This is a genomic window from Streptomyces sp. NPDC013317, assembly GCF_055563155.1.
The window spans coordinates 580,883-606,447 of sequence record NZ_JBVHDX010000003.1 but is presented as its reverse complement, the minus strand read 5'-3'; the positions used below and the strand labels follow the sequence as shown (position 1 = coordinate 606,447).

The window sequence follows — 25,565 nt, the reverse complement described above, 5'->3', positions numbered from 1 at the left end:
GCCATGGCATTGAAGGCGCTGGTCAAGCAGAACGCGGAGCCGGGACTCTGGCTCATGGACGTACCGGAGCCGGAGATCGGCGCCGGAGACGTACTGATCAAGGTCAAGCGGACCGGTATCTGCGGGACGGATCTGCACATCCGCTCCTGGGACGGGTGGGCACAGAAGACCATCGCCACGCCACTGACCCTCGGCCACGAGTTCGTCGGCGAGGTCGTCGAGACCGGCCGTGACGTCGCCGACATCGCCATCGGCGACCTGGTCAGCGGCGAGGGCCACCTCGTGTGCGGAAAGTGCCGCAACTGTCTGGCCGGCCGCCGCCACCTCTGCCGCGCCACCGTCGGCCTCGGTGTCGGCCGCGACGGCGCGTTCGCCGAGTACGTCGCCCTGCCCGCGTCCAACGTCTGGGTGCACCGCGTCCCCGTCGACCTCGACGTCGCCGCGATCTTCGACCCGTTCGGCAACGCCGTGCACACCGCGCTCTCCTTCCCGCTCGTCGGCGAGGACGTCCTCGTCACCGGCGCGGGCCCGATCGGGATCATGGCTGCGGCCGTGGCCAAGCACGCCGGCGCGCGCAACGTCGTCATCACCGACGTCAGCGAGGAGCGCCTCGCGCTCGCCCGCAAGACGGGCGTCTCCCTCGCGCTGAACGTCGCCGAGCAGACGATCGCCGACGGCCAGCGCACGCTCGGCCTCAAGGAGGGCTTCGACGTCGGCCTGGAGATGTCCGGCAACCCGCGCGCGATGCGCGACATGGTCGCGAACATGACCAACGGCGGCAAGATCGCCATGCTGGGTCTGCCCGCGGAGGACTTCTCCGTCGACTGGGCGAAGATCGTCACCTCCATGATCACGATCAAGGGCATCTACGGCCGCGAGATGTTCGAGACCTGGTACGCCATGTCCGTCCTTCTGGAGGGCGGACTGGACCTCGCCCCGGTGATCACCGGCCGCTACGCGTACACCGACTTCGAGGCCGCCTTCGACGACGCCGCGTCCGGCAAGGGCGGCAAGATCATCCTCGACTGGACCGTCTGATCCCCTCAAAGGACCGAACCATGTTCACTTCCGTACGCGACGACCTCCGTACCACCCTCGACGAGATCCGCGCCGCCGGGCTGCACAAGCCCGAGCGCGTGATCGGCACGCCCCAGTCCGCGACCGTCGCCGTCACCGCCGGTGGTCAGCCGGGCGAGGTGCTCAACTTCTGCGCCAACAACTACCTCGGCCTCGCCGACCACCCCGAGGTGATCGCCGCCGCCCACGAGGCGCTCGACCGCTGGGGCTACGGCATGGCGTCCGTGCGCTTCATCTGCGGCACGCAGGAGGTGCACAAGGAGCTGGAGGCCCGTCTCTCCTCGTTCCTCGGCCAGGAGGACACGATCCTCTACTCCTCCTGCTTCGACGCCAACGGCGGTGTCTTCGAGACGCTGCTCGGCCCCGAGGACGCCGTCATCTCCGACGCCCTCAACCACGCCTCGATCATCGACGGCATCCGCCTCTCCAAGGCCCGCCGCTTCCGCTACGCCAACCGCGACATGGCCGACCTGGAGCAGCAGCTCAAGGAGGCCACGGAGGGCGGCGCCCGGCGCAAGCTGGTCGTCACCGACGGCGTGTTCTCGATGGACGGCTACGTCGCCCCGCTCGGCGAGATCTGCGACCTGGCCGAGCGCTACGACGCCATGGTCATGGTCGACGACTCCCACGCCGTCGGCTTCGTCGGCCCCGGCGGTCGCGGCACCCCCGAGCTGCACGGCGTCATGGACCGGGTCGACATCATCACCGGCACCCTCGGCAAGGCCCTCGGCGGCGCCTCCGGCGGCTACGTCGCCGCCCGCGCCGAGATCGTCGCCCTGCTGCGCCAGCGCTCGCGCCCGTACCTCTTCTCCAACACCCTGGCGCCGGTCATCGCCGCCGCCTCCCTCAAGGTCCTCGACCTGCTGGAGTCCGCCGGCGACCTGCGCGAGCGGCTGCGCGCCAACACCGAGCTCTTCCGCACCCGCATGACCGCGGAGGGCTTCGACATCCTCCCCGGCGACCACGCCATCGCGCCCGTCATGATCGGTGACGCGTCCGAGGCCGGACGGATGGCGGAGCTGCTCCTGGAGCGCGGTGTGTACGTGATCGGCTTCTCGTACCCGGTCGTCCCGCAGGGCCAGGCCCGCATCCGGGTCCAGCTCTCGGCGGCCCATTCGTCCGATGATGTGAACCGGGCTGTGGACGCGTTCGTCGACGCGCGCGCCGCCCTGCGAAACTAGGGGCATGATCGAAGCGCGGCGGCTGCACATCCTCCGGGCGGTGGCCGACCACCGCACCGTCACGGCGGCTGCCGCCGCGCTGTATCTCACCCCCTCGGCCGTCTCGCAGCAGCTCGCCGCCCTGGAGCAGGAGACCGGCCACCGCCTCGTCGAGCGCAACGCCCGCGGGGCGCGTCTCACCCCGGCGGGGGAGATCCTCCTCAGCCACGCCAACGCGGTCCTCGCCCAGCTGGAGCGTGCCGAGTCCGAGCTCGCCGCCTACGGCTCGGGCGAGGCCGGCACGGTCACGGTCGCGGCCTTCGCCACCGGCATCGGCCTCGTCGTCGCCCCCGCCATCAGCGGTCTCGCCCGCACGTCGCCCGGCATACGCGTCCGGGTACGGGACGCGGAGGGCGACGAGAGCCTGCTGATGGTCCTGGACCGCCAGGTCGACGTCGCCGTGGCCGTCGAGTACCGGGGCGCTCCCGGCGAGGACGACGCCAGACTCACCCGCGTACCGCTGTACGCCGAGCCGTTCGACGCCGTCCTGCCGCCCGGGCACCCGCTCGCCGGCGACGAGCGGATCGCCCTCGCCGATCTCGCCAAGGACGCCTGGATCGGCCAGTCCGCCGGGAACCCCTGCCATGACGTGACCGTCCTGGCCTGCGAGTACGCCGGCTTCGAACCCCGCCTCGAGCACTCCTCCGACGATTTCCGGGCCGTCGTCGCCCTCGCCTCGGCGGGCGCGGGCGTGGCGCTCGTGCCGCGCTCCGCGCTGCGCGGCGCGCCCCTCGACGAGGTGGTGATCCGCCCGGTGGACGGCGTGGCGCCCACCCGCCGCGTCTTCGCCGCCGTGCGCAGAGGAGCCGAGGAGCACCCCCTCATCAGCCCGGTCCTCGCGGCCCTGCGGGCGGCGGCCGCACCGGCAGGCTGAGGCCGGCGGCCGCACCGGCAGACCGAGGCCCGCCGGGGCCTGCGCGTGCGCGCTCCCGCGCGCCCTGCCCATGATGGGAGGAACGCCGATCTCCCCAGGAGGCGCCATGGCCGTCACCGAAGGCACCGTGCCGTTCCGCGGCTACCACACCTGGTACCGGGTCGTCGGCAGGCTCCCCGGCCCCGACGGGAAGCCGCCTCTCCTCGTGGTGCACGGCGGCCCCGGCCTGTCGCACGACTACCTGGAGGACCTCGGGGCGCTCGCCGACGGAGGCGGTCGCGCCGTCGTCTTCTACGACCAGCTCGGCTGCGGCAGGTCCGAACAGGCGCAGGACCCCGCGCTGTGGACCCTCGAGACCTTCGTGGCCGAGATCGGCGCACTGCGCCGGGAGCTGGGGCTCGACCGTGTCCATCTGCTCGGCCACTCCTGGGGCAGCCAGGTGGCCCTGGAGTACGTCCTCGGCAGGCCGTCCGGCGTGGCGGGCCTCGTCCTGGCGGGCGTGGTCGCCGACGCGCCCGCGTACGCCGCCGAGGCGCGGCGGCTGAAGGACTCCCTCCCCGCCGAGCTCCGCGAGGTCATCGACCGGAGCGAGGCGGAGGGGACGACCGACGACGACGCCTACCTGGGGGCCACCATGGCCTTCTACCAGCGCTGGCTCTGCCGCCTCGACCCCTGGCCCGAGCACCTGGTGCGCTCCGTGCTCGCCATGCGGGAGGACGTGAACGCGGCGCTGTGGGGGCCGGAGTGGAACGTCACGGGCAGTCTGAAGGACTGGAGCGTCGCCGACCGGCTGGGCGAGATCGACCTGCCGGTCCTGGTGACCTCGGGCCGCCACGACATGGTGACCCCCACGGTGGTCCGCCCCGTGGTGGAGAGCATTCCGGGCGCCGTGTGGACACTCTTCGAGGAGAGCGCCCACATGGCCTCCGCCGAGGAGCCGGAGCACTACCGCCAGGTGGTGGAGGGCTTCCTCTCCCGGGTGGAGGCCGAGCAGGTCGCGGCCTGAACCTGGCTGCCCCCGCCTCGCGCGACCGCACCCCGCCTCCGCGCGACCGCACCCCGCCTCGCGCGAGCGGCTCAGTCCGCCGACCCGGCCCAGCCCACGGCCTCGATCCGGGACGCGTCCGCGGGGCGCGAGGCGTCGAAGATCGGGTGCCCCGAGCGGCCGAGGACCCGCAGGCCGTCGACGTACACGCCGCGTCCGACGTAGAGCCTGTCCGTCGTGTACCGCCACCGCAGCCGTACGGAGGCGGCGCCGCTCAGGGCCGTCAGGTCGGCGACCGCCTCGTGCCAGACGCGCCCGGACCAGCCGCTCACCGAGCCGGCCGGGCGCTCCCGCGGCTCCTGCCCTCTCCGTACGGTGGTGAACGGGACCGGCCCCCAGGTCGCGCCGCCGTCCGTGGACGCCTCCAGGAGGGCGGCGTCCACGCCCGGCTCGGTGTCCCACCACAGGGCGCACTCCAGCCGTCCCGCACCGCCGAGCGGCGGCAGTGTCAGGGTGGAGGTCGTCGCGCTCGCCATGCCGGAGAACCAGGCCGCCCGGCCGTGCGTCGGGCGGACGGGCACCGCCCTGGCCAGGTTGTTCGCCGCGGCGACCCGGGGCGCCGAGCCGGTACGCCACGAGCGGACCGGGTGGACGGAGTTTCCGAGCACGACGAGGAACGCGTCCGTCGTGGGGTCCAGGACCAGGCTCGTACCGGTGAACCCGGTGTGGCCGGCCGAGCGCGGGGTCGCCATCGCGCCCATGTACCAGTGCTGGTAGAGCTCGAAGCCGAGACCGTGCTCGTCGCCCGGGAAGTCGGTGTTGAAGTCGGTGAACATCAGCTCCACGGACTCGGGGACCAGGATCCGGGCGTCGCCGTACGCACCGCCGTTGAGCAGGGTGCGGGCGAGGACCGCGAGGTCCCAGGCGCAGGAGAACACGCCCGCGTGGCCGGCCACCCCGCCCAGGGCGTAGGCGTTCTCGTCGTGTACCTCCCCCCAGACCATGCCGCGGTCCAGGCCGGACCAGGGCAGCCGGGCGTCCTCCGTCGCCGCGATCTTCGGCCGCCAGGAGAGCGGGGGGTTGAAACGCGTGCGGTGCATCCGAAGCGGAGCGGTGATCTCGTTCCGGAGCAGGACATCCAGGGTGCGACCGGTGATCTCCTCCAGGACCAACTGGAGCGAGATCAGGTTCAGATCCGAGTAGAGGTAGCGGGTCCCGGGCGGGCTGGCCGGCGTCTCCGCCCAGAGCAGCCGCAGCTTCCCCTCCCGCGTCGGCTCCTTGAAGAGCGGGATCCAGGCCCGGAACCCCGAGGTGTGCGTCAGCAGCTGACGGACCGTGACGTCCTGCTTCCCGCCGCCGCCGAACTCCGGCAGATACCTCGTGACCCGCGCCTCCAGATCGAGCGCCCCGCGCTCGATCTGCTGCACCGCCAGGATCGAGGTGAACAGCTTCGAGACGGACGCCAGGTCGAAGACCGTGTCCGCCGCCATCGGGATCTGCTGGTCCGCGGGCAGTTCGATCCCGCTGTCCGTCGTCTCGTCGTACCCCGCGTACCGCACCGCCGCCCCGATCGGCCGGTGCAGCGCGACCGTTCCGCCGCGCCCGGCGAGCAGGACCGCTCCCGCGTACCAGGGGTGCCGGGGGGAGGGGCCGAGAAACGCCTCGGCGTCGGCGACCAGCCGGTCCAGGTGCTCCGGCAGCAGCCCGGCCCGCTCGGCGGACCCGTGCCGCAGGGTCGTCCGTCCGCCCCCGGGTGCGGAGGCCGCGGCGGCCCCCGGGATCGAGCCGACCATCAACGCACCTCCCAGGGCGAGCACCCGGCCGCCGAACGCCCGGCGACCGATGCCCCGGCCCACCGCGACTCCTGCCGATTCCTCCGTCATGCCTACCCTCTCCCACGCCTCTGAAAGAATCCTTCGGCCACACGCGCAACGGCTGAAACTTTCTTACCGGGGTGAGGGGGCGTCAAGGAAGCGGGCGGTCGGGCAAAGAATCTGACACTGCATCAGAAAATCTCTTCCCTCGGCCGATCCCCTGCGGCATCCTGCCGCCCATGAAGACGGAGCTGAGCCAAAAACTGGGGATCGAGCACGCCATCTTCGGCTTCACGCCCTTCCCCGCGGTGGCCGCCGCCATCACCAGAGCCGGCGGCTTCGGTGTCCTCGGAGCGGTCCGGTACACCGCCCCCGACGAGCTCGCCCGCGACCTCGACTGGATGCAGGACCACACCGACGGACTGCCGTACGGGCTCGACGTCGTCATGCCCGCGAAGAAGGTCGAAGGGGTGAGCGAGTCCGACGTCGAGGCGATGATCCCCGAAGGGCACCGCGAGTTCGTCCGCACCACCCTCGCCAAGCACGGCGTACCCGAACTCGCCGAGGGCGAGGCCTCCGGCTGGCGCATCACCGGCTGGATGGAGCAGGTCGCCCGCAACCAGCTCGACGTCGCGTTCGACTACCCCATCAAGCTCCTCGCCAACGCCCTCGGCTCCCCGCCCGCCGACGTGGTCCGGCGAGCCCACGACCACGACGTGCTCGTCGCGGCGCTCGCGGGCAGCGCCCGGCACGCCCGCCACCACGCCGAGGCAGGCATCGACGTCGTCGTCGCCCAGGGGTACGAGGCCGGCGGCCACACCGGCGAGATCGCCTCCATGGTCCTCACCCCCGACGTCGTCGACGCCGTCTCCCCGCTGCCCGTCCTCGCCGCCGGCGGCATCGGCAGCGGCGAGCAGATCGCCGCCGGGCTCGCGCTCGGCGCCCAGGGCGTCTGGCTCGGCTCGCTCTGGCTCACCACCACCGAGGCCGACCTCCACTCGCGCGCCCTCACCGCCAAGCTCCTCGCCGCCGGCTCCGGCGACACCGTGCGCTCCCGCGCCCTGACCGGCAAGCCCGCCCGCCAGCTCCGCACCGAGTGGACCGACGCGTGGGACGACCCGGCGGGCCCCGGCACCCTCCCCATGCCACTCCAGGGGCTGCTGGTCGCCGAGGCCGTCTCCCGTATCCAGAAGTACGAGGTCGATCCGCTGCTCGGCACACCGGTCGGGCAGATCGTCGGCCGGATGAATTCCGAGCGCAGTGTGCAGCAGGTCTTCGACGAGCTCACCAGCGGGTTCGAGAGGGCCGTCGACCGCATCAACCGCATCGCCGGACGGAGTGCCCCGTGAGTGAGACGAACGGTTTCTGGTCCCAGGCCACCGCCGACCCCGCCCGTACGGTGCTGATCGCGCCGGACGGCGAGCAGTGGACGGCAGGACGGCTCCACGCCGACGTGAACCGCCTGGTCCACGGGTTGCGCGCGGCCGGCCTGGAGCGGGGCGACGCCTTCGCCGTCGTCCTGCCCAACGGCGTGGAGTTCCTCGCCGCGTATCTCGCCGCCTCCCAGGCCGGGTTCTATCTCGTCCCCGTCAACCACCATCTCGTCGGACCCGAGATCGCCTGGATCGTCGCGGACTCCGGTGCCAAGGTCCTCGTCGCCCACGAGCGTTTCGGGCCCGCCGCGACGGCCGCCGCCGACGAGGCGGGCCTGCCCGCCACCCACCGCTACGCCGTGGGAACGGTGCCGGGGTTCCGGCCGTACGCCGAACTCCTGGACGGCCGACCCGAGTCCGTCCCGGAGGACCGCACCCTCGGCTGGGTCATGAACTACACCTCCGGCACCACCGGCCGCCCCCGCGGAATCCGCCGCCCGCTGCCGGGAAAGCTCCCCGAGGAGACGTACCTCGGAGGCTTCCTCGGCATCTTCGGGATCAGGCCCTTCGACGGAAACGTGCACCTCGTCTGCTCGCCGCTCTACCACACGGCCGTGCTGCAGTTCGCCGGCGCCGCGCTCCACATCGGCCATCCGCTCGTCCTCATGGACAAGTGGACCCCCGAGGAGATGCTGCGGCTCATCGACGCCCACGACTGCACCCACACGCACATGGTCCCCACCCAGTTCCACCGGCTGCTCGCGCTGCCCGAGGAAGTACGGAGCCGGTACGACGTCTCGTCGATGCGCCACGCCATCCACGGCGCCGCGCCCTGCCCCGACCACGTCAAGCGGGCGATGATCGACTGGTGGGGGAGCTGTGTGGAGGAGTACTACGCGGCCAGCGAGGGCGGCGGCGCCTTCGCCACGGCCGAGGACTGGCTGAAGAAGCCCGGCACGGTCGGCAAGGCCTGGCCCATCAGCGAACTCGCCGTCTTCGACGACGACGGCAACCGCCTCCCGGCCGGCGAACTCGGCACCGTCTACATGAAGATGAGCACCGGCGGCTTCTCGTATCACAAGGACGAGGCGAAGACGGCGAAGAACCGCATCGGCGACTTCTTCACGGTTGGCGACCTGGGCGTCCTCGACGAGGACGGCTATCTCTTCCTCCGCGACCGCAAGATCGACATGATCATCTCGGGCGGGGTCAACATCTATCCCGCCGAGATCGAGTCGGCGCTCCTGACCCATCCCGCGGTCGCCGACGCCGCGGCCTTCGGCATCCCGCACGCCGACTGGGGCGAGGAGGTGAAGGCCGTCGTCGAGGCGGCCGAGGGCCACGAAGCCGGCGCCGCGCTCGCCGCGGAGATCCTGGCGCACTGCGAGGAGCGCCTCGCCGGCTACAAGCGCCCCAAGTCGGTGGACTTCATCGCCGCCATGCCCCGGGATCCGAACGGCAAGCTCTACAAGCGCAGGCTCAGGGAGCCCTACTGGGAGGGTCGCGAGCGCCCGCTCTAGCCGGCTTCCGGGCCGGGTCACGTACAGTCGAACCGTCGTGCCCCGGCCCCGGAAGGTGTGTTCCGCTGTGCGCTACCGACTCTTCGGCCGAACCGGCCTGCGCGTGTCCGAGCTGATGCTCGGCGCGATGACCTTCGGTGAGGAGGGCGGCGTCGGCACCTCGCCGGAGGAGGCCCGCAGGATCGTCGACCTGTACGCCGACGCGGGCGGCAACGCCATCGACACGGCCGTGAACTACCAGGGCGGCGAGAGCGAGACGATCCTCGGCGAGCTGCTCGCCGGGCGTCGCGACCGGTTCGTCCTCGGCACCAAGTACACCGTCACCCGCGACGCGACCGACCCGAACGCGGGCGGCAACCACCGCAAGAACCTCGTCCGCTCCCTGGAGACGAGCCTCAGGCGGCTGCGCACGGACCACGTCGACGTCTACTGGGTCCACATCTGGGACCGGCACACGCCGATCGAGGAGACGATGAGCGCCCTCGACGCCGCCGTGCACGCCGGCAAGGTCCTCTACGTCGGCATCTCCGACGCCCCCGCCTGGCTCGTCGCCCGCGCCAACACCCTGGCGGAGTGGCGCGGCTGGCAGCCCTTCGCGGGACTTCAGGTGCCGTACAGCCTGCTCCAGCGCGACGCCGAGCGCGAACTGCTGCCGATGGCAGAGGCGTTCGGCATGAGCGTCACCGCGTGGAGTCCGCTGGCCGGCGGCGTCCTGTCCGGCAAGTACACCCGGCCGGGCGGACCGGGCGCGACCTCGCGGTACTCCGTCGACTCCCTCTCCGACCGGGACCTCGCTGTCGCGCGCGCGGTGCAGGACGCCGCCGACGAACTGGGAGTCACCCCCTCGCAGGTCGCGCTAGCCTGGGCGCGCCACCGGTCCCGGGCCGTGCTCCCGATCGTCGGCGTCCGCTCGGCGGACCAGCTCAAGGACAACCTCGGAGCACTCGAGGTGACGCTGCCCCAGGAGGTCGTCGAGCGGCTGGAGGCGGCCACGGAGTTCACGCGCGGCTTCCCCCACGACTTCATCGACGGGACGAGTCCGTGGGTGTTCGGCGACAGCCACCCGAGGGTCGACGGGCGCCGGCTCGGCTGACCGACGCAGCGGCCGGTCCCGGACCGCGGGGGCACGGGGGCCGCCCGGAGCGCGGAGCCGGGTGGACCACGGAGCCGAGTGGACCACGGAGCCGGGTGGAGCATAGGCCGCAAGTCGGCGCATGTCTCCTTTATGGCAGGATGCAGGGCATGAGTTCGAGCGAGGCGGGACTGGTACGGCAGTGGACGACGTGGGGACCGGTCCTCGCGGCCGTCACTCTCGGGCTCACATGGGGACGCGGTCTCCCCGGCTTCGTCATCGGTCTCGTCGCGGCCTGTCTGTTCGCCGCCGTCCTGGCCGCCGTCCATCACGCCGAGGTCGTCGCCCACCGCGTGGGCGAGCCCTTCGGGTCGCTCGTCCTCGCCGTCGCCGTCACGGTCATCGAGGTCGGACTGATCGTCACCCTGATGGCAGGCGGCGGCGACAAGGCCTCCACCTACGCCCGTGACACCGTCTTCGCCGCCGTCATGATCACCTGCAACGGCATCGTCGGTCTCTCCCTTCTCGTGGGCGCCCTGCGCAACCGCGTCGCCGTCTTCAACGCCGAGGGGTCCGGCGGCGCCGTCGCCACGGTCTGCACGCTCGCGACGATGACCCTGGTCCTGCCGACCTTCACCACCAGTCACCCCGGCCCCGAGTTCTCCGGGGCGCAGCTCGCCTTCGCCGCCGTCGCCTCGCTCTGTCTGTACGGAGTGTTCGTCGCCGTCCAGACGTTCCGGCACCGCGACTACTTCCTCCCCGTCGCGCGTCCCGGGCACGAGTCCGAGGACGACCACGCCGATCCGCCGAGCGTCCGGGAGACCGTGGCGAGCCTCGGTCTGCTCCTGCTGGCGCTCGTCGCTGTGGTGGGTCTAGCCAAGATCATCTCGCCGACCATCGAGGACGGCGTCGAGTCGGCCGGCCTGCCCAAGGCCGTCGTCGGCGTGATCATCGCCCTGATGGTGCTGCTCCCCGAGACGCTCGCCGCCGTGCGCGCCGCACGCCGGGACCGGATGCAGACCAGCCTCAACCTCGCCTACGGCTCCGCGATCGCCAGCATCGGCCTGACCATCCCGGCGATCGCCCTCGCCTCGATCTGGCTCTCCGGGCCCCTGATCCTGGGCGTCGGTGCCGTCCACATGGTCCTGCTCGTGCTCACCGCCGTCGTGAGCGCGCTGACCGTGGTGCCCGGCCGGGCCACCCTGCTCCAGGGCGGCGTCCATCTCGCGATCTTCGCCGCGTTCGTCTTCCTGTCGTTCAGCCCCTGACACGGGCTCGGCAACGCAGCCGGCCCGCTCCGGTACTTGACCCGTCGCACGGGGCCGCCGAGGATCCCGGCATGGAACGACTCCTCACCCGGACCGTCGACGGCGTCCTGCGCATGAGCGCCCAGCGCACCCCCGAGCGGACCGCCCTGCGGTACGCGGACCGCGCCTGGACCTATGCCGAGCTGGACGCGGCCGTGACCACCGCGGCCGCCGTTCTGCGCGAGCGGTACGGGCTCGGGGAGCGGGCCCGCGTCGCGACGTACGCCCACAACTCCGACGCGTACCTCATCGCCTTCCTCGCCTGCTCCCGCGCGGATCTGATCCACGTCCCCGTCAACCACCACCTCAGCGGCGACGACCTCGACTACATCCTGCGTCAGTCGGGCAGTTCGCTGGTCCTCGCGGACCCCGCGCTCGCCGACCGGGTTCCGGCCGACCTGCCGGTGCGGGCCCTGCGGGACACCGAGGACTCCTTCCTCGCGGCGCTCGCCGAGCCCGAGACGTACGACACCGACCGCGACGCGCGCGAGTACGTCCAACTGCTCTACACCTCCGGCACGACCGCCCTGCCCAAGGGCGCCCGGATGACCCACCGGGCGCTCGTCCACGAGTACGCCAGTGCCATCGAGGCCCTCGACCTGCACGAGGACGACAAGCCCGTCCACTCGCTGCCGCTGTACCACTCCGCGCAGATGCACGTCTTCCTGATGCCCTACCTCGCGGTCGGTGCCGAGAACACCATCGTCGACGGGCCCGATCCGAAGGCGCTCTTCGACCTGATCGAGGAGGGCCGCGCCGACAGCCTCTTCGCGCCGCCGACCGTGTGGATCGGGCTGTCCGACCACCCGGAGTTCGCCGGCCGCGACCTCTCCGCCCTCCGCAAGGCGTACTACGGTGCGTCGATCATGCCGGTGCCCGTGCTGGAGCGGCTGCGCGAACGGCTGCCCGGCCTGCGCTTCTACAACTGCTTCGGTCAGAGCGAGATCGGTCCGCTCGCCACCGTCCTCGGCCCCGACGAGCACGAGGGGCGGATGGACTCCTGCGGGAAGCCGGTGCGGTTCGTCGAGGCCAAGGTCGTCGACGAGCACGGAGCGGAGGTTCCCGACGGCACACCCGGCGAGATCGTCTACCGCTCACCGCAGCTGTGCGACGGCTACTGGGACAAGCCGGACGAGACCAGGGCCGCCTTCCGCGGTGGCTGGTTCCGCTCGGGCGACCTCGCCGTGCGCGACGCGGAGGGCTACTACACGGTCGTGGACCGCGTGAAGGACGTCATCAACTCCGGCGGTGTGCTGGTCGCCTCACGCCAGGTCGAGGACGCCCTGTACACCCATCCGGGGGTGGCCGAGGTCGCCGTCGTGGGTCTGCCGGACGACCGCTGGATCGAGGCGGTCACGGCCGTCGTCGTCCCCCGCGCGGCCGGGGTGACCGAGGCCGAACTCCTCGCCCACGCCCGTGAGAAGCTCGCCCACTTCAAAGCCCCGAAGAAGATCCTCTTCGTGGACGAGCTGCCGCGCAACGCCAGCGGAAAGATCCTCAAGCGCGAGCTGCGCGACCGCTTCGCCGCCTCCTGACGGCGCGCGACCGGCTTGCCCTCCGGAGAAGAAGCCGGTCAGTGCTCGCCCCGCAGGTCCACGATCCGCTTGATCTTGCCCACCGACCGCTCCAGCGTCTCGGGGTCGACCACCTCGACCGCGACCGAGACCCCGACGCCGTCCTTCACCGCCTGCGCGATCGTCCGGGACGCCTCCGCCCGCTGTTCTGGGGAGGCGTCAGGGCGCGCCTCGGCCCGTACGGTCAGCGCGTCGAGCCGCCCCTCCCGGGTCAGCTTCAGCTGGAAGTGCGGGGCCACCGCCGGCGTCCGCAGGACGATCTCCTCGATCTGGGTGGGGAAGAGGTTCACCCCGCGCAGGATCACCATGTCGTCGCTGCGGCCCGTGACCTTCTCCATCCGCCGGAACACCCGCGCCGTGCCCGGCAGCAGCCGGGTCAGGTCGCGGGTGCGGTACCGGATGACGGGCATGGCCTCCTTGGTGAGGGAGGTGAACACCAGCTCGCCCTCCTCGCCCTCCGGCAGGACCTCTCCCGTGAACGGGTCCACGATCTCCGGGTAGAAGTGGTCCTCCCAGATGTGCAGGCCGTCCTTGGTCTCCACGCACTCCTGCGCGACGCCCGGGCCCATCACCTCCGAGAGCCCGTAGATGTCGACGGCGTCGATGGCGAAGCGCTCCTCGATCTCCCGGCGCATCGCCTCGGTCCACGGCTCGGCGCCGAATATCCCGACCTTGAGCGAGGTCGTCCGCGGATCCACCCCCTGCCGCTCGAACTCGTCGAGCAGGGTGAGCATGTACGAGGGCGTGACCATGATGATCTCGGGTTTGAAGTCCTGGATCAGCTGCACTTGACGGGCCGTCATGCCACCCGAGGCGGGGATGACCGTACAGCCGAGCCGCTCCGCGCCGTAGTGCGCGCCGAGACCGCCGGTGAACAGGCCGTACCCGTACGCCACATGGACCTTGTGGCCCGGCCTGCCGCCCGCCGCGCGGATCGAGCGCGCCACGACGTCGGCCCAGGTGTCCAGGTCGCGGTCGGTGTAGCCGACCACCGTCGGGCGGCCCGTGGTCCCGCTGGAGGCGTGGATGCGCCGGACCTCGGACTGGTCGACCGCGAACATCCCGAAGGGGTAGTGGTCCCGCAGGTCGGTCTTGACGGTGAACGGGAAGCGGGCGAGGTCGGCCAGCGAGCGGCAGTCGTCGGGGTGCGTCCCCGCCTTGTCGAAGGACTGCCGGTAGAAGTCCACGTTCTCGTACGCGTGGCGCAGCGTCGCACGCAGCCGCTCCAGCTGGAGTGCCTCAAGCTCCTCGCGCCCGAGCCGTTCGCCGCTGTCCAGCAGATCCGTCATGTGCCGCCCACTCCCGTCCGAACGCCCTGAACGTCTGAAATCGGACTACCGATCATTCGGTAGATGTAGTGAGGTCAGTAAATCCGGCCGGACCCGGCCCATGGCAAGAGGGCGGCGACGATTTTCTGCTCCCGTGATCACTCCCCTACGCTGAGTGACCGTGATTCTCTGGCTGCTCAACCACGTCGGTACCCTCACCCTCGCCGTCCTGATCGTCGGCGGCACCGTACTCGCGGCACTCACCGGCAGCGTGCTGCTGCGCCGCAGACACCCCCGGCTCGCCGACGGCGAGCACAACGACATGGTGGGCGTCGTCCTCGGGATGTTCGGCGCCATCTACGGGATCATCCTCGCGTTCGTCATCGTCACCCTGTGGACCCAGATGGAGAACACCCAGAACGTCGTCGCGGCCGAGGCGACCGGTGTCGCGCTGATCGTGAGGGACGCCCGCGCCTTCCCGCCGGCGGAACAGGCCCGGGTGAACGCGGCGGCCTCCGGCTATGTGCACACCGTCGTCGAGGTGCAGTGGCCGCTCATGCGTGAGGGCACCGCGGACTACTCCGTCACCGGACGGAGGCTCGAGGAGCTGTACGACGCCCTGCAGGCGTACGAGCCCGTCACCGAGTCGCAGAAGACCTTCTACGCCCAGGCGGTCGCCACGCTGGACGAGGTGGCCGGCGACCGCCGGGCCCGGCTCACCATGGCCGGCCAGCAGCTGCCGCCCCTCCTTCAGGTGCTCGCCGTCGGAGGCGCGCTGGTGATCATCCCGTTGACCTTCCTCTACGGCATGCGGAGCCGGCGGATGCAACTGCTCTTCGTCGCTTCGGTGGCGGCGCTCATCGGCTTCAGCCTCCTCCTGGTCGTCGTCCTCGACCGGCCCTTCGCGGGGGAGCTGAGCGTCAGCCCCGCTCCGTACCGGGAAGGCGCGCTGGCGCAGTTCTGGGAGCCCGTCCGGGAGGCGTCCGCCGTGCGATGACAGGGCGTCCCCCGTGCGACGCCGCACGGACGGCGGAGCCCGCGCGCCTCACCCCACGGTGCACGTTCCCCGGCTCGTCGGGGCGCGGAAATCCACTTGCCGCGCCCCGGCACGGGTGCTGGAGTGCCGTGCATGGACCACGCAGCGCTCCGCGCCCTCTTCGACCGTCAACTGCGCCTCGGCGCCCGCCCCGACGGGCCCGGCGCACGGGTGGAGCGGGTCGGCCCCGTGGTGCGGCAGACCGGCCCGGCCCACGCCTGGAACGGGGTCCTCTGGTCCGGTCTCCAGGAGCGGGACGCCGACGAGGCCATCGCCGGACAGATCCGGCACTACACGGAGCTCGGTCTGCCCTTCGAGTGGAAGGTGTACGGACACGACGGCCCGGCCGACCTCGCCGAGCGCCTGCTCGCCGCCGGCTTCACCGCCGAGGAGCCGGAGACCCTGATGGTCGCCGAGGCCGCCACGCTGCCCACCTCCGTGGACCTTCCCGAGGGCGTCGAACTGGTCCCCGTCACCGACGCCGCCGGGGTGAAGCTGGTGTCCGAGGTCCACGACCGGGCCTTCGGCGGTGACAGCTCCCACATCGGCCGCCAGCTCCTCGACCAGCTCGCCGCCACCCCCGACACCGTCGCCGCCGTACTCGCCATGGCCGGCGACGAACCCGTCAGCGCCGCGCGCCTCGAGCTGTACCCCGGCACGGACTTCGCGGGCCTGTGGGGCGGCGGCACGGTCGAGCCGTGGCGGGGCAAGGGCCTGTACCGGGCGCTTGTCGCCTTCCGCACACGGATCGCCCTGGAGCGGGGCCACCGCTTCGTCCAGGTCGAACGCGGCCGAGACGAGCCGCCCCATCCTCCAGCGCCTCGGCTTCGCCGCCCTCACGACGACCACGCCGTACGTGTACGCCCCCTAGCCTGACGGCTGGCGCGCCCAGTGGGTGGGGCGTTCGAAGCCTTCCGGGAGGCGGGTCGTGCCGTCGCCGCGGGCCGCGTTCAGCTGCGGCTGGGTGAGGAACAGGGCGCCGGTGAGGTCCGCCCCGGACAGCTCGGCGTCGCGCAGATCCGCGCCGATCAGATCGGCGAGGGACAGGTCCGCGCCCGTGAGGTCGGCGGCGATCAGCAGAGCGCCGCGCAGGTCCGCGCCCCGCAGCTCGGCTCCTCTGAGCCGTGCCCCCATCAGGTCCGCGCCCCGCCGGCTCCTGGCCTTGCCGCCCGCGGTCGCCCGCACCAGCGTGCTCGTCCTCAGGAGGAGCGGGTTGACCTCGCCGCGCACGGCGGCGACGTCGAGCTTCTCCAGGTCGTCCGCCGACCCCTCCGTCAGCCGCTCCACCCGGGCGAGGGCGTGCCGCAGCTCGCCGTGGACCGGGCGGGCGGCGGGTCGGGCGAGGGCCTCGGTGAGGTAGCGCAGCAGCTCGTGGAGCTGGCGCATCACGGGGAACACCTCGTACATCTGGCGCGAGGTCTCCGGGGCCTCGCGCCAGGAGACACCGTGGAAGGTGACCTGGGAGACCTTCTGGCCCGCTCCGAAGCAGTCGTAGACCGTGCACCCCGAGAACCCGCTCGGCCGCAGCCTGGTGTGGATGGAGCAGCGGAAGTCCTCCTGGAGGTTCCGGCACGGCTCGCCCGAGGACTTGCTCACCGCGAAGTCCGCGGACTTCGCGAAGGGGAGCGCGACGCAGCAGAGTCCGAAGCAGTCGGCGCAGTCGCCTCGGAGGGTCTCGGGCATGGGTGTGCTGTTCCTTCGTCGACGGGGGTGGATCCCCACCGTATCGCGCCGTGGGAGAAATCGGTTGCGAAGATCATCGGGCATCGCCGACGATCGGTGCCATGCCGACCTTCACGACGTACGACGGGACCGAACTCGCCTATGACGTACGGGGGGACGGCGAGCCGCTCGTCTGTCTGCCCGGCGGCCCCATGCGCGACACCGCGTACTTCGGCGAGCTCGGCGGCCTTGCCGCGCGTCGCAGGCTGATCGTGCTCCACCTCCGCGGTACCGGTGCGAGTGGCGCACCCGCGGACCCCGCCTCGTACCGCTGCGACCGGCAGGTGGCGGACGTCGAGGCGCTCCGCGACCATCTCGGCCTGGACAGCGTCGACCTGCTCGGCCACTCGGCCGCCGGGAACCTGGCCACCCTCTACGCGGCGGCGCACCCCGAGCGGGTCCGCTCCCTCGTCCTGGTCACCCCGGGCGCTAGGGCGGTGGGCATCGACATCACGGACGAGGAGTGGGACAGGGCCGGCGAGGTCTTCGCCGACCAGCCCTGGTACGCCGGGGCGCGGGCCGCCCTCGCGACGATCGACACCGACACACCCATGGTGCGGGTCATGGAGATCGCCTCCCCCTTCGCCTACGGACGGTGGGACGAGGCCGCCCGGGCCCACGCCGCCGCGGCGGTCGACGAGATCCACTGGGACGCCGCGGCCGCCTACTACGCACCCGGCGCCTTCGACGCCGGGGCGACCCGGGCGGCGCTGAGCGCCCTCACCGCGCCGGTCCTGATCCTGGCGGGGGAGTACGACGGCGGTCCCTCCCCGGCGCGGGCGGCGGAGCTCGCGGAGTGCTTCCCGCACGCCGAGGTGGCGGTCCAGCGCGGCGCTGGGCACTTCCCCTGGGTCGACGACGCGGCGGCCTTCGCCCGTCCGATCGCCGCGTTCCTCGACCCGGAGGTGCGCACGGTCGCCGTGGACGGGGTGCGGCTCGCGTACCGGGTGTGGGGTGAGGAGGGTGCCCCGCCCGTCGTGCTGGTCCACGGCCGCGGCGGGAGCGGCGCCGACTGGGCGCGGATCGCCGAGGAGCTGGCCGGCGACCGACGTGTGTACGCCGTCGACCTGCGCGGGCACGGCCTCAGCGACTGGACCGGCCCGTACGGCTTCGACGCGTTCCGCGACGAGCTGCGCGGGTTCATGAAGGCGCTGGATCTCGGCGGTGCCGACGTGGTCGCCCACTCGATGGGCGGCGCCGCGGCCTACCTCCTCGCCATGGACGACCCGGGCCTTATCGGCCGGCTGGTCCTTGAGGAGGCGCCCGTCTTCTTCCCGCTGGACCCGCCGCGCGGCCAGGCGGACCGCCCCGAAGGCCCCCCGGTTCTCGACTGGGATGTCGTCCTCGCCACCGACGCCCAGCTGAACGAGCCGGACCCCGCCTGGCGCGAGGGCGTCACCGGAATCACCTCACCGACCCTGGTCCTGGCCGGGGGCGAGAGCAGCCGCCTCGCGCAGGAGCGGCTGCTCTGGATGGCGGACCGACTGCCCGAGGGCCGACTCGTCACGATCGGGACCGGTCACGAGATCCACACCTCCCGGCCGGCCGAGTTCCTCGCCGCGCTGCGGGAGTTCGGCATCTGACCCCCCGGGGCGGCGGTCAGAGGACGTCGTACATCAGGTGCGTCGCGGTCGATGTCGGGGTCACGCTCCGCCGCACCAGCGTGCGCGGGGTTCCGCCGGTGAACAGGGGCGTCCCGGAGCCCAGGACGACGGGCGCGAGGTGCAGGGACAGCGCGTCGACGAGCCCGGCCTCGAAGGCCGAGCCGATCGTCGCACCGCCGCCCATGAGGACGACGTCGAGGTCCTCGTCCCTGACCGAGGAGGCCGCTTCGGCGCGTTCGCGCGCGACGGCGACGGCCTCGGGGAGACCGCCGGTGACGAAGGTCCAGTCGAGATCGGTGAGACGCACCGATTCCGGTGGCGAACTCGTCACGACCACGAACGCGGGCCTGCCGACCTCGCCGGCGCCGTAACCGGTCGTGTCGTCCCAGCCCTGCGGCCCGTCCACGAGGTCGAAGAGGCGACGACCGAGAACGACGGCCCCCGAGCGGACGGTCCCCTCGCGCAGGATCCGGCGGTCCTCGGCGTCGTCGGAGAACGCCCAGGTGTGCAGGGCCTCGCCCCCCGTGCCCAGACCGCTCTCCGGACCGGGATCGGGACCGGTGACATAGCCGTCGAGCGAGACCGAGATGTCGGCGATGATGCGCGTCATGTCCGAGTCATATCAGGACGGCCTCGCCCCACCGGCCCCCTGCGACGACGCCGCGCCCGGCACGCCTCGATGAGGTGGTTCGGCAGGCCCGGAGTGCACGGCGGCGTCGGTGCTCAGGAGCGTGAGGGGGACCGCGGGTCCTCGGCGGCGGCCACCGAGCGGGCCCAGCGGTAGTCCGCCTTGCCGCTGGGGGAACGCTCGATGCGGTCGGTGATCACGAGCTGGCGGGGGATCTTGTACCCGGCGAGCCGGGTACGGCAGTGGGCCTGGACGGTCTCCAGGTCGAGCGCGGGGGCCCCGGCGCGCAGCTGGACGACGGCCGCCACATGGTTGCCCCACTTCGCGTCGGGAACCCCGGCCACGAGCGCGTCGTACACGTCCGGATGGGACTTGAGCGCCTGCTCGACCTCCTCCGGGTAGACCTTCTCGCCGCCCGTGTTGATGCACTGCGAACCGCGGCCGAGGACCGTGACGATGCCGTGCTCGTCGACGGTCGCCATGTCGCCCAGCAGGACCCACCGCTCGTCGCCCTTCCGGAAGAAGGTCTCGGCCGTCTTGGCCGGGTCGTTGTAGTAGCCGAGCGGCACGTGTCCGCGCTGGGCGAGGCGTCCGGGCTCGCCCACGGCCACCTCCTCGTACGTCGCCGGGTCGACCACCCGCGTCCGCTCGTTCACCTCCAGGCGGAAGCCCCTCTCCGGGCCCGAGTCGTCCGTCGCCTTTCCGTTGGAGCCGGACTCCGAGGAGCCGAAGTTGTTCAGGAGCAGGACGCCGGGCACGAGCGCCTGGAACTGCGCCCGTACCGTCTCCGACATGATCGCCCCGGACGAGGAGACGCTGAAGAGGGAGGAGAGGTCCGTGCCCTTGAGTGGCCCGTGGAGCGCGTCGATCAGCGGCCTGAGCATGGCGTCACCGACCAGCGACACACTGGAGACCTTCTCCTTCTCGATCGTCCGGAGCACCTCCTCGGGCGCGTACTTGCGGTGGATCACCACCCGCTGGCCGTAGTTGAAGGCGATGAACGAGGTCAGGGTCGAGGTTCCGTGCATCAGCGGGGGAGCGGGGAAGAACGTGATCCCGGCGCCGCCCGCCGCCACGCGCTCCGCGAGCTCCTCCGGCCGCTTGACCGGCTCGCCCGCCGGGTCGCCGCCGAAGAGCCCGGCGAAGAAGAGGTCCTCCTGGCGCCACATGACGCCCTTCGGCATCCCCGTGGTACCGCCGGTGTAGATGATGAAGAGGTCGTCCGCGGAGCGCGGGGCGAAGCCCCGTTCCGGCGAACCGGCCGCCTCCGCCTCCGTGAAGGGCACGCAGTCGAGCGCGGGCGCGTTCTCGCGCGGGGTCCCCACCCGCACGAGGTGCCGCAGCTTCTCCGTCTGCGGCAGCGCGGCCGCGACCCGTCCGGTGAACTCGGCGTCGAAGACGAGCGCGGCCAGATCGGCGTCCGTGTAGAGGTAGACCAGCTCCTCCTCCACGTAGCGGTAGTTCACGTTGACCGGGACGATCCGTGCCTTGAGACAGGCCAGGACGGTCTGCAGGTACTCGATCCCGTTGTAGAGGTGCAGGCCCAGGTGCTCGCCCGGCCGGATCCCGGCGTCGATCAGATGGTGGGCGAGACGGTTGGCCGCGGTGTCCAGCTCCGCGTACGTGAGCCGGCGCTCCGCCCCCGTGCCCGGGTGGTCGACGTAGACGAGCGCCTCGCGCTCCGGGACCACGTCCACGACCGATTCGAACAGGTCGGCAAGGTTGTACTCCACCGTTCCTCCTGACCTCGCTGGTCGTCCTGGCCCGAACTGACTCCGACTCGGCGGTCATTAGAGCGCCGGGCGGCGGAGGTGGGAAGGGGGCGCGCAGAAGAATCTGACTGGGTGTCAGAAAACTATTGAACTGGACCCGCGCCTCCTGCAACCTGTTCTAGGTCTGGAGACGGGAGAACGTCCATGGGTGGGACAGAACACCTCACCGTGCAGCGCGAAGGCGCCACACTCGTGCTCACGCTCAACCGGCCTGAGGCCAAGAACGCGCTCTCACTGCCCATGCTGGTCGGGCTCTACGACGGCTGGCTGGAGGCCGACGCCGACGACACGATCCGCTCCGTCGTCCTCACCGGCGCCGGCGGCTCCTTCTGCGCCGGGATGGACCTGAAGGCGCTGGCGGGCAAGGGAATGGAGGGCGAGCGGTACCGGGACCGGATGAAGACCGACCCCGACCTGCACTGGAAGGCGATGCTGCGCCACCACCGCCCCCGCAAGCCCGTCATCGCCGCCGTCGAGGGGTACTGCGTCGCGGGCGGCACCGAGATTCTGCAGGGCACCGACATCCGCATCGCGGGCGCCACCGCGACATTCGGACTGTTCGAGGTGAAGCGCGGGCTGTTCCCGATCGGCGGCTCGACGGTCCGTCTGCCCCGCCAGATCGCCCGGACCCACGCGCTGGAGATGCTCCTCACCGGGCGTCCGTACGGCGCGGAGGAGGCGGCCCGGATCGGACTGGTCGGCCGCGTCGTCCCCGACGGGACCGCACTCGAAGCGGCCCTGTCCGTCGCCGAGCAGATCAACGCCTGCGGGCCGCTCGCGGTCGAGGCGGTGAAGGCGTCGGTGTACGAGACGGCGGAGATGACGGAAGGGGAGGGGCTGGCGGCGGAACTGAAGCGCGGCTGGCCGATCTTCGAGACGGCGGACGCGAAGGAGGGGGCGCGCGCGTTCGCGGAGAAACGCCCGCCCGTCTACCGCCGGGAGTGAGCTCCCTTCCCGGGCCGGGGGCTCCCCGTCCCGGGAAATCCCGGGACCTCAGCCCGGTTCGGGGTGAGCTCCCTTCCCGGGCCGGGGGCTGCGCCCGCAGCTCCGCGGTTCAGCCCGGTTCGGGAGTGACCTCCCCTCCCGGACCGGCGCTCCTTTCCGGCTCCGCGCCTCGAACGCCGGCGGGGCTGGATTCCCCTCCGCCCTCGCCCCCACCCAAGGAGTCCCATGTCAGTCGCCCCCGCGCCGGACACCCTCCGCGCGCCCCTCGTCGTCGAGTTCCCCTTCACCCGGTCCCTCGGGCCCGTGCAAGCCGCCTTTCTGACCGGGCTGCGCGAAGAGACCGTGCTCGGCGTCCGGGCCGAGGACGGGCGCGTGCTCGTACCGCCCGTCGAGTACGACCCCGTGACCGCCGCCGAACTGCGCGAACTCGTCGAGGTCGGCGCCACCGGCACCGTCACGACCTGGGCCTGGAACCCCGAACCCCGCCCCGGACAGCCCCTGTCCACCCCCTTCGCCTGGGTCCTCGTCCGACTCGACGGCGCCGACACCGCCCTCCTCCACGCCCTGGACGCGCCCGGACCGGAGGCCGTGAGCACCGGCACGCGGGTCCGGATCCGCTGGGCCGCCGAACGGGCCGGCGCCATCACCGACATCGCCTGCTTCGAGCCGTACGACGGCGAGCCCGTGACCGGCGCCCGCCACCACGACGGCACCTTCGACGACCCCGTCACCGGCATCGTCGCCCCCGCCCGGCTCGACTACACGTACAGCCCCGGCCGCGCCCAGACCGCCTATCTCCACGCCCTCTCCGAGAACCGGACCGTCGGCGAACGCTGCCCGTCCTGCACCAAGGTCTACGTCCCTCCCCGCGGCGCCTGCCCCACCTGCGGCGTGGCCACCACCGAACGGGTGGAGGTCGGCCCGCGCGGCACGGTGACCACCTTCTGCATCGTCAACATCAAGGCCAAGAACCTCGACATCGAAGTGCCGTACGTGTACGCCCACATCGCCCTCGACGGCGCCGGGCTCGCGCTCCACGGCCGGATCGGCGGCATCCCGTACGACCAGGTCCGGATGGGTCTCCGCGTCGAACCCGTGTGGAGCGAGGACGGCCGCTTCCCCGACCACTACCGGCCCACCGGCGAACCCGACGCCGACTACGACACGTACAAGGAGCTGCTGTGACGCCGGACCGATCGGACCGACCGGACCGCGAGGTGGCGATCGTCGCCTTCGCCCAGACCGACCACCGGCGGCGCACGGACGACCTGTCCGAGGTCGAGATGCTCATGCCCGTCCTGCACGACGTGCTGCGTCGGACGGGCCTGAAGACCTCCGACATCGGGTTCACCTGCTCCGGGTCCTCCGACTACCTCGCCGGGCGCGCCTTCTCCTTCACGATGGCCCTCGACGGCGTCGGTGCCTGGCCGCCGATCTCCGAGTCCCACGTCGAGATGGACGGCGCCTGGGCGCTCTACGAGGCCTGGGTGAAGCTGCTGACGGGCGAGGCCGACACCGCGCTCGTCTACTCGTACGGCAAGTCCTCACCCGGCTCCGTGCGCGACGTCCTCACCCGGCAGCTCGACCCCTACTACGTCGCCCCGCTCTGGCCCGACAGCGTCGCCCTCGCCGCGCTCCAGGCACAGGCGCTCATCGACGCCGGACACGCGGACGAACCCGCGCTGGCCGCCGTCGCCGCCCGCAGCCGCCAGGACGCGACCGCCAACCCGCACGCCCAGCTGCCCGGCGCCCGTGACCAGGGCGAGTACCGCGTCGCACCGCTGCGGACCGGCGACTGCCCGCCCGTCGGCGACGGCGCGGCCGCCGTGATCCTCGCCGTCGGCGAGCGGGCCCGCGAACTGTGCGAGCGCCCGGCCTGGATCCGCGGCATCGACCACCGGATCGAGGCCCACTCGCTCGGCGTACGGGACCTCACCGACTCGCCCTCCACCCGCCTCGCCGCCGAACGCGCCGGGGCCTTCGACCGGCCCGTCGACACGGCGGAACTGCACGCGCCCTTCACCTCCCAGGAGATCGTGCTCCGCCGGGCCCTCGACCTCGACGAGAGCGTGAGGGTCAACCCGTCCGGCGGAGCGCTCGCCGCCAACCCGATGATGGCCGCCGGTCTGATCCGCCTCGGCGAGGCCGCCGCCCGCATCCACCGGGGCGCCTCCGACCGCGCTCTCGCCCACGCCACCTCCGGGCCCTGCCTGCAGCAGAACCTGGTCGCCGTCCTGGAAGGGGACCCTCGTGTCTAAGGAGCCCGTGGCCGTCGTCGGGATCGGCCAGACCAAGCACGTCGCCGCCCGGCACGACGTGTCGATCGCCGGACTCGTCCGCGAGGCCGCCCTGCGAGCCCTGGAGGACGCCGGGCTGACGTGGGCGGACATCGACGCCGTCGTCATCGGCAAGGCCCCCGACTTCTTCGAGGGCGTGATGATGCCGGAGCTGTACCTCGCCGACGCGCTCGGAGCGGTCGGCAAACCGATGCTCCGCGTCCACACCGCCGGCTCCGTCGGCGGGTCCACCGCGCTCGTCGCCGCGAACCTGGTCGCCGCCCGCGTCCACCGCACCGTCCTGACCCTCGCCTTCGAGAAGCAGTCCGAATCCAACGCGATGTGGGGCCTCTCCCTGCCCGTCCCGTTCCAGCAGCCGCTGCTCGCCGGGGCGGGCGGCTTCTTCGCCCCGCACGTCCGCGCCTACATGCGGCGCACCGGCGCCCCCGACGGCGTCGGCTCCCTCGTCGCGTACAAGGACCGGCGCAACGCCCTGAAGAACCCGTACGCCCACCTGCACGAGCACGACATCACCCTGGAGAAGGTCCAGGCCTCGCCGATGCTCTGGGACCCCATCCGCTACTCCGAGACCTGCCCGTCCTCCGACGGAGCCTGCGCGATGGTCCTCACCGACCGGGCGGGCGCGGAGCGTTCGCCCCGGCCGCCCGCCTGGGTCCACGGCGGCGCGATGCGCAGCGAGCCCACGCTCTTCGCGGGGAAGGACTTCGTCTCGCCGCAGGCGGGCAAGGACTGCGCCGCCGACGTCTACCGGCAGGCCGGGATCACCGACCCGCGCCGGGAGATCGACGCGGTCGAGATGTACGTCCCGTTCTCCTGGTACGAGCCGATGTGGCTGGAGAACCTCGGCTTCGCCGAGGAGGGCGAGGGCTGGAAGCTGACCGAGGCCGGAGTGACCGAACTCGACGGCGACCTGCCGGTGAACCCCTCGGGCGGGGTGCTCTCCACCAACCCCATCGGAGCCTCGGGCATGATCCGCTTCGCCGAGGCGGCGCTGCAGGTGCGCGGGCAGGCGGGCGAACATCAGGTGGAGGGCGCGCGCAGGGCGCTCGGGCACGCGTACGGAGGGGGCGCGCAGTTCTTCGCCATGTGGCTCGTGGGCGACCGTCCGCCCGGCGCGTGAGGTCTGTCGGCGCCAGGTCCCCCTCGCTACCCTGAGCCCCGGAACGACGACGTTGCGCTATGCGGGAGGAGCACGGACGTGGCGGAGAGCACCACCACTCAGCAGGCCTTCACGGGTGGGGACAAGCCCGAACTCGACCTCAGCGGCGCCGACTGGAGGTCGGGCAGCCAGGGCGCGGGAGACGTCCAGATCGCCTTCGTCGAGGGCTTCATCGCGATGCGGAACGGAGGCAGCCCGGAGGCGCCGTCGCTGATCTTCACGCCGGCCGAGTGGCGGGCGTTCGTGGTCAACGCACGCGAGGGCGAGTTCGACCTGACCTGACACCTCGTCCGCGCCCCGCTCTCCCGGTCCCGCCCG

General features: G+C 72.1%; 21 protein-coding genes and 1 pseudogene. 17 read left to right on the top strand and 5 right to left on the bottom strand.

The genetic code is table 11. The features are described from left to right. The first annotated feature begins 9 nt into the window (after positions 1-9). From tdh to ACZ3IJ_RS11535, 4 genes are all read left to right on the top strand, one after another. Positions 10-1,038 carry an L-threonine 3-dehydrogenase gene (gene tdh, locus ACZ3IJ_RS11550; protein ID WP_467467670.1) on the top strand — a complete coding sequence of 343 codons (1,029 nt, stop codon included), beginning with the start codon at positions 10-12 and terminating at the stop codon, positions 1,036-1,038. 20 nt (positions 1,039-1,058) lie between these two features. Continuing rightward, positions 1,059-2,258, top strand: a complete 1,200-nt coding sequence (locus tag ACZ3IJ_RS11545) for a glycine C-acetyltransferase (RefSeq protein WP_467467467.1) — start codon at positions 1,059-1,061, stop codon at positions 2,256-2,258. Positions 2,259-2,262: 4 nt separating this feature from the next. Next, positions 2,263-3,171 (top strand): LysR family transcriptional regulator, encoded by a 909-nt coding sequence (locus tag ACZ3IJ_RS11540; RefSeq protein ID WP_391799261.1) that lies wholly within the window; start codon positions 2,263-2,265, stop codon positions 3,169-3,171. 106 nt (positions 3,172-3,277) lie between these two features. Further along, positions 3,278-4,177, top strand: coding sequence for a proline iminopeptidase-family hydrolase (locus ACZ3IJ_RS11535; RefSeq protein ID WP_467467466.1), 900 nt, complete (start codon positions 3,278-3,280; stop codon positions 4,175-4,177). A gap of 71 nt (positions 4,178-4,248) precedes the next feature. On the opposite strand, the gene ACZ3IJ_RS11530 is transcribed toward ACZ3IJ_RS11535, so the two are convergent. Beyond that, positions 4,249-6,039 carry a serine hydrolase domain-containing protein gene (locus ACZ3IJ_RS11530; RefSeq protein ID WP_467467465.1) on the bottom strand — a complete coding sequence of 597 codons (1,791 nt, stop codon included), beginning with the start codon at positions 6,037-6,039 and terminating at the stop codon, positions 4,249-4,251. Positions 6,040-6,209: 170 nt separating this feature from the next. On the opposite strand from ACZ3IJ_RS11530, the gene ACZ3IJ_RS11525 reads away from it, so the two are divergent. From ACZ3IJ_RS11525 to ACZ3IJ_RS11505, 5 genes are all read left to right on the top strand, one after another. Continuing rightward, positions 6,210-7,319 (top strand): NAD(P)H-dependent flavin oxidoreductase, encoded by a 1,110-nt coding sequence (locus tag ACZ3IJ_RS11525; protein ID WP_467467464.1) that lies wholly within the window; start codon positions 6,210-6,212, stop codon positions 7,317-7,319. Continuing rightward, positions 7,316-8,863: an acyl-CoA synthetase gene (locus ACZ3IJ_RS11520; RefSeq protein WP_467467463.1), complete on the top strand. Its 1,548-nt coding sequence runs from the start codon at positions 7,316-7,318 to the stop codon at positions 8,861-8,863. Before ACZ3IJ_RS11525 ends, ACZ3IJ_RS11520 begins: the two co-directional genes overlap by 4 nt. Positions 8,864-8,930: 67 nt before the next feature. Beyond that, positions 8,931-9,956 carry an aldo/keto reductase gene (locus ACZ3IJ_RS11515; protein WP_467467462.1) on the top strand — a complete coding sequence of 342 codons (1,026 nt, stop codon included), beginning with the start codon at positions 8,931-8,933 and terminating at the stop codon, positions 9,954-9,956. Between the two features lie 149 nt (positions 9,957-10,105). Continuing rightward, positions 10,106-11,203 carry a calcium:cation antiporter gene (locus ACZ3IJ_RS11510; protein WP_467467461.1) on the top strand — a complete coding sequence of 366 codons (1,098 nt, stop codon included), beginning with the start codon at positions 10,106-10,108 and terminating at the stop codon, positions 11,201-11,203. Between the two features lie 71 nt (positions 11,204-11,274). Further along, on the top strand, positions 11,275-12,777 hold the full coding sequence (locus ACZ3IJ_RS11505) for a fatty acyl-CoA synthetase (protein WP_467467460.1): 1,503 nt from the start codon (positions 11,275-11,277) through the stop codon (positions 12,775-12,777). 38 nt (positions 12,778-12,815) lie between these two features. Here the strand turns inward: ACZ3IJ_RS11505 and paaK are convergent, their stop codons facing one another. Further along, positions 12,816-14,105: a phenylacetate--CoA ligase PaaK gene (paaK, locus tag ACZ3IJ_RS11500; protein WP_467467459.1), complete on the bottom strand. Its 1,290-nt coding sequence runs from the start codon at positions 14,103-14,105 to the stop codon at positions 12,816-12,818. Positions 14,106-14,265: 160 nt separating this feature from the next. Between paaK and ACZ3IJ_RS11495 the strand changes: the two genes are divergently transcribed. Together ACZ3IJ_RS11495 and ACZ3IJ_RS11490 are read left to right on the top strand one after the other, a co-directional pair. After that, on the top strand, positions 14,266-15,081 hold the full coding sequence (locus tag ACZ3IJ_RS11495) for a bestrophin-like domain (RefSeq protein ID WP_467467669.1): 816 nt from the start codon (positions 14,266-14,268) through the stop codon (positions 15,079-15,081). Positions 15,082-15,213: 132 nt separating this feature from the next. Further along, positions 15,214-15,991, top strand: a pseudogene (locus tag ACZ3IJ_RS11490) (GNAT family N-acetyltransferase). Here ACZ3IJ_RS11490 and ACZ3IJ_RS11485 read toward each other — a convergent pair. Continuing rightward, positions 15,988-16,803: a pentapeptide repeat-containing protein gene (locus ACZ3IJ_RS11485; protein ID WP_467467458.1), complete on the bottom strand. Its 816-nt coding sequence runs from the start codon at positions 16,801-16,803 to the stop codon at positions 15,988-15,990. The pseudogene ACZ3IJ_RS11490 and the gene ACZ3IJ_RS11485 sit on opposite strands and share 4 nt — an antisense overlap. A 101-nt stretch (positions 16,804-16,904) precedes the next feature. On the opposite strand from ACZ3IJ_RS11485, the gene ACZ3IJ_RS11480 reads away from it, so the two are divergent. Beyond that, positions 16,905-18,425, top strand: a complete 1,521-nt coding sequence (locus ACZ3IJ_RS11480) for an alpha/beta fold hydrolase (RefSeq protein WP_467467457.1) — start codon at positions 16,905-16,907, stop codon at positions 18,423-18,425. Positions 18,426-18,441: 16 nt separating this feature from the next. On the opposite strand, the gene ACZ3IJ_RS11475 is transcribed toward ACZ3IJ_RS11480, so the two are convergent. Together ACZ3IJ_RS11475 and ACZ3IJ_RS11470 are read right to left on the bottom strand one after the other, a co-directional pair. Next, positions 18,442-19,056, bottom strand: coding sequence for a dihydrofolate reductase family protein (locus ACZ3IJ_RS11475; RefSeq protein WP_467467456.1), 615 nt, complete (start codon positions 19,054-19,056; stop codon positions 18,442-18,444). Between the two features lie 113 nt (positions 19,057-19,169). Then, entirely contained in the window at positions 19,170-20,807 is a 1,638-nt protein-coding gene (locus ACZ3IJ_RS11470; RefSeq protein ID WP_467467455.1) for an acyl-CoA synthetase, read from the bottom strand. 183 nt (positions 20,808-20,990) lie between these two features. Between ACZ3IJ_RS11470 and ACZ3IJ_RS11465 the strand changes: the two genes are divergently transcribed. From ACZ3IJ_RS11465 to ACZ3IJ_RS11445, 5 genes are all read left to right on the top strand, one after another. Continuing rightward, a complete protein-coding gene (locus tag ACZ3IJ_RS11465; protein WP_467467454.1) occupies positions 20,991-21,791 on the top strand; it encodes a crotonase/enoyl-CoA hydratase family protein in 801 nt (266 codons plus the stop codon). A gap of 225 nt (positions 21,792-22,016) precedes the next feature. Then, positions 22,017-22,976 (top strand): Zn-ribbon domain-containing OB-fold protein, encoded by a 960-nt coding sequence (locus ACZ3IJ_RS11460; protein ID WP_467467453.1) that lies wholly within the window; start codon positions 22,017-22,019, stop codon positions 22,974-22,976. After that, positions 22,973-24,049: a thiolase domain-containing protein gene (locus ACZ3IJ_RS11455; RefSeq protein WP_467467452.1), complete on the top strand. Its 1,077-nt coding sequence runs from the start codon at positions 22,973-22,975 to the stop codon at positions 24,047-24,049. The genes ACZ3IJ_RS11460 and ACZ3IJ_RS11455 overlap by 4 nt, the downstream gene beginning before the upstream one ends. Beyond that, positions 24,042-25,208, top strand: coding sequence for a thiolase domain-containing protein (locus tag ACZ3IJ_RS11450; RefSeq protein WP_467467451.1), 1,167 nt, complete (start codon positions 24,042-24,044; stop codon positions 25,206-25,208). Before ACZ3IJ_RS11455 ends, ACZ3IJ_RS11450 begins: the two co-directional genes overlap by 8 nt. 78 nt (positions 25,209-25,286) lie before the next feature. After that, entirely contained in the window at positions 25,287-25,529 is a 243-nt protein-coding gene (locus ACZ3IJ_RS11445) for a DUF397 domain-containing protein (protein WP_391799243.1), read from the top strand. Positions 25,530-25,565 lie beyond the last annotated feature (36 nt).

Bases quoted from the DNA above. Each gene is read 5' to 3' on its own strand.
- ACZ3IJ_RS11485 (WP_467467458.1), bottom strand. From the start codon at position 16,803: ATGCCCGAGACCCTCCGAGGCGACTGCGCCGACTGCTTCGGACTCTGC.
- ACZ3IJ_RS11465 (WP_467467454.1), top strand. From the start codon at position 20,991: ATGGGTGGGACAGAACACCTCACCGTGCAGCGCGAAGGCGCCACACTC.
- ACZ3IJ_RS11545 (WP_467467467.1), top strand. From the start codon at position 1,059: ATGTTCACTTCCGTACGCGACGACCTCCGTACCACCCTCGACGAGATC.
- ACZ3IJ_RS11480 (WP_467467457.1), top strand. From the start codon at position 16,905: ATGCCGACCTTCACGACGTACGACGGGACCGAACTCGCCTATGACGTA.
- paaK (WP_467467459.1), bottom strand. From the start codon at position 14,105: ATGACGGATCTGCTGGACAGCGGCGAACGGCTCGGGCGCGAGGAGCTT.
- ACZ3IJ_RS11525 (WP_467467464.1), top strand. From the start codon at position 6,210: ATGAAGACGGAGCTGAGCCAAAAACTGGGGATCGAGCACGCCATCTTC.
- ACZ3IJ_RS11530 (WP_467467465.1), bottom strand. From the start codon at position 6,039: ATGACGGAGGAATCGGCAGGAGTCGCGGTGGGCCGGGGCATCGGTCGC.
- ACZ3IJ_RS11540 (WP_391799261.1), top strand. From the start codon at position 2,263: ATGATCGAAGCGCGGCGGCTGCACATCCTCCGGGCGGTGGCCGACCAC.
- ACZ3IJ_RS11535 (WP_467467466.1), top strand. From the start codon at position 3,278: ATGGCCGTCACCGAAGGCACCGTGCCGTTCCGCGGCTACCACACCTGG.
- ACZ3IJ_RS11475 (WP_467467456.1), bottom strand. From the start codon at position 19,056: ATGACGCGCATCATCGCCGACATCTCGGTCTCGCTCGACGGCTATGTC.
- ACZ3IJ_RS11505 (WP_467467460.1), top strand. From the start codon at position 11,275: ATGGAACGACTCCTCACCCGGACCGTCGACGGCGTCCTGCGCATGAGC.
- ACZ3IJ_RS11510 (WP_467467461.1), top strand. From the start codon at position 10,106: ATGAGTTCGAGCGAGGCGGGACTGGTACGGCAGTGGACGACGTGGGGA.
- ACZ3IJ_RS11460 (WP_467467453.1), top strand. From the start codon at position 22,017: ATGTCAGTCGCCCCCGCGCCGGACACCCTCCGCGCGCCCCTCGTCGTC.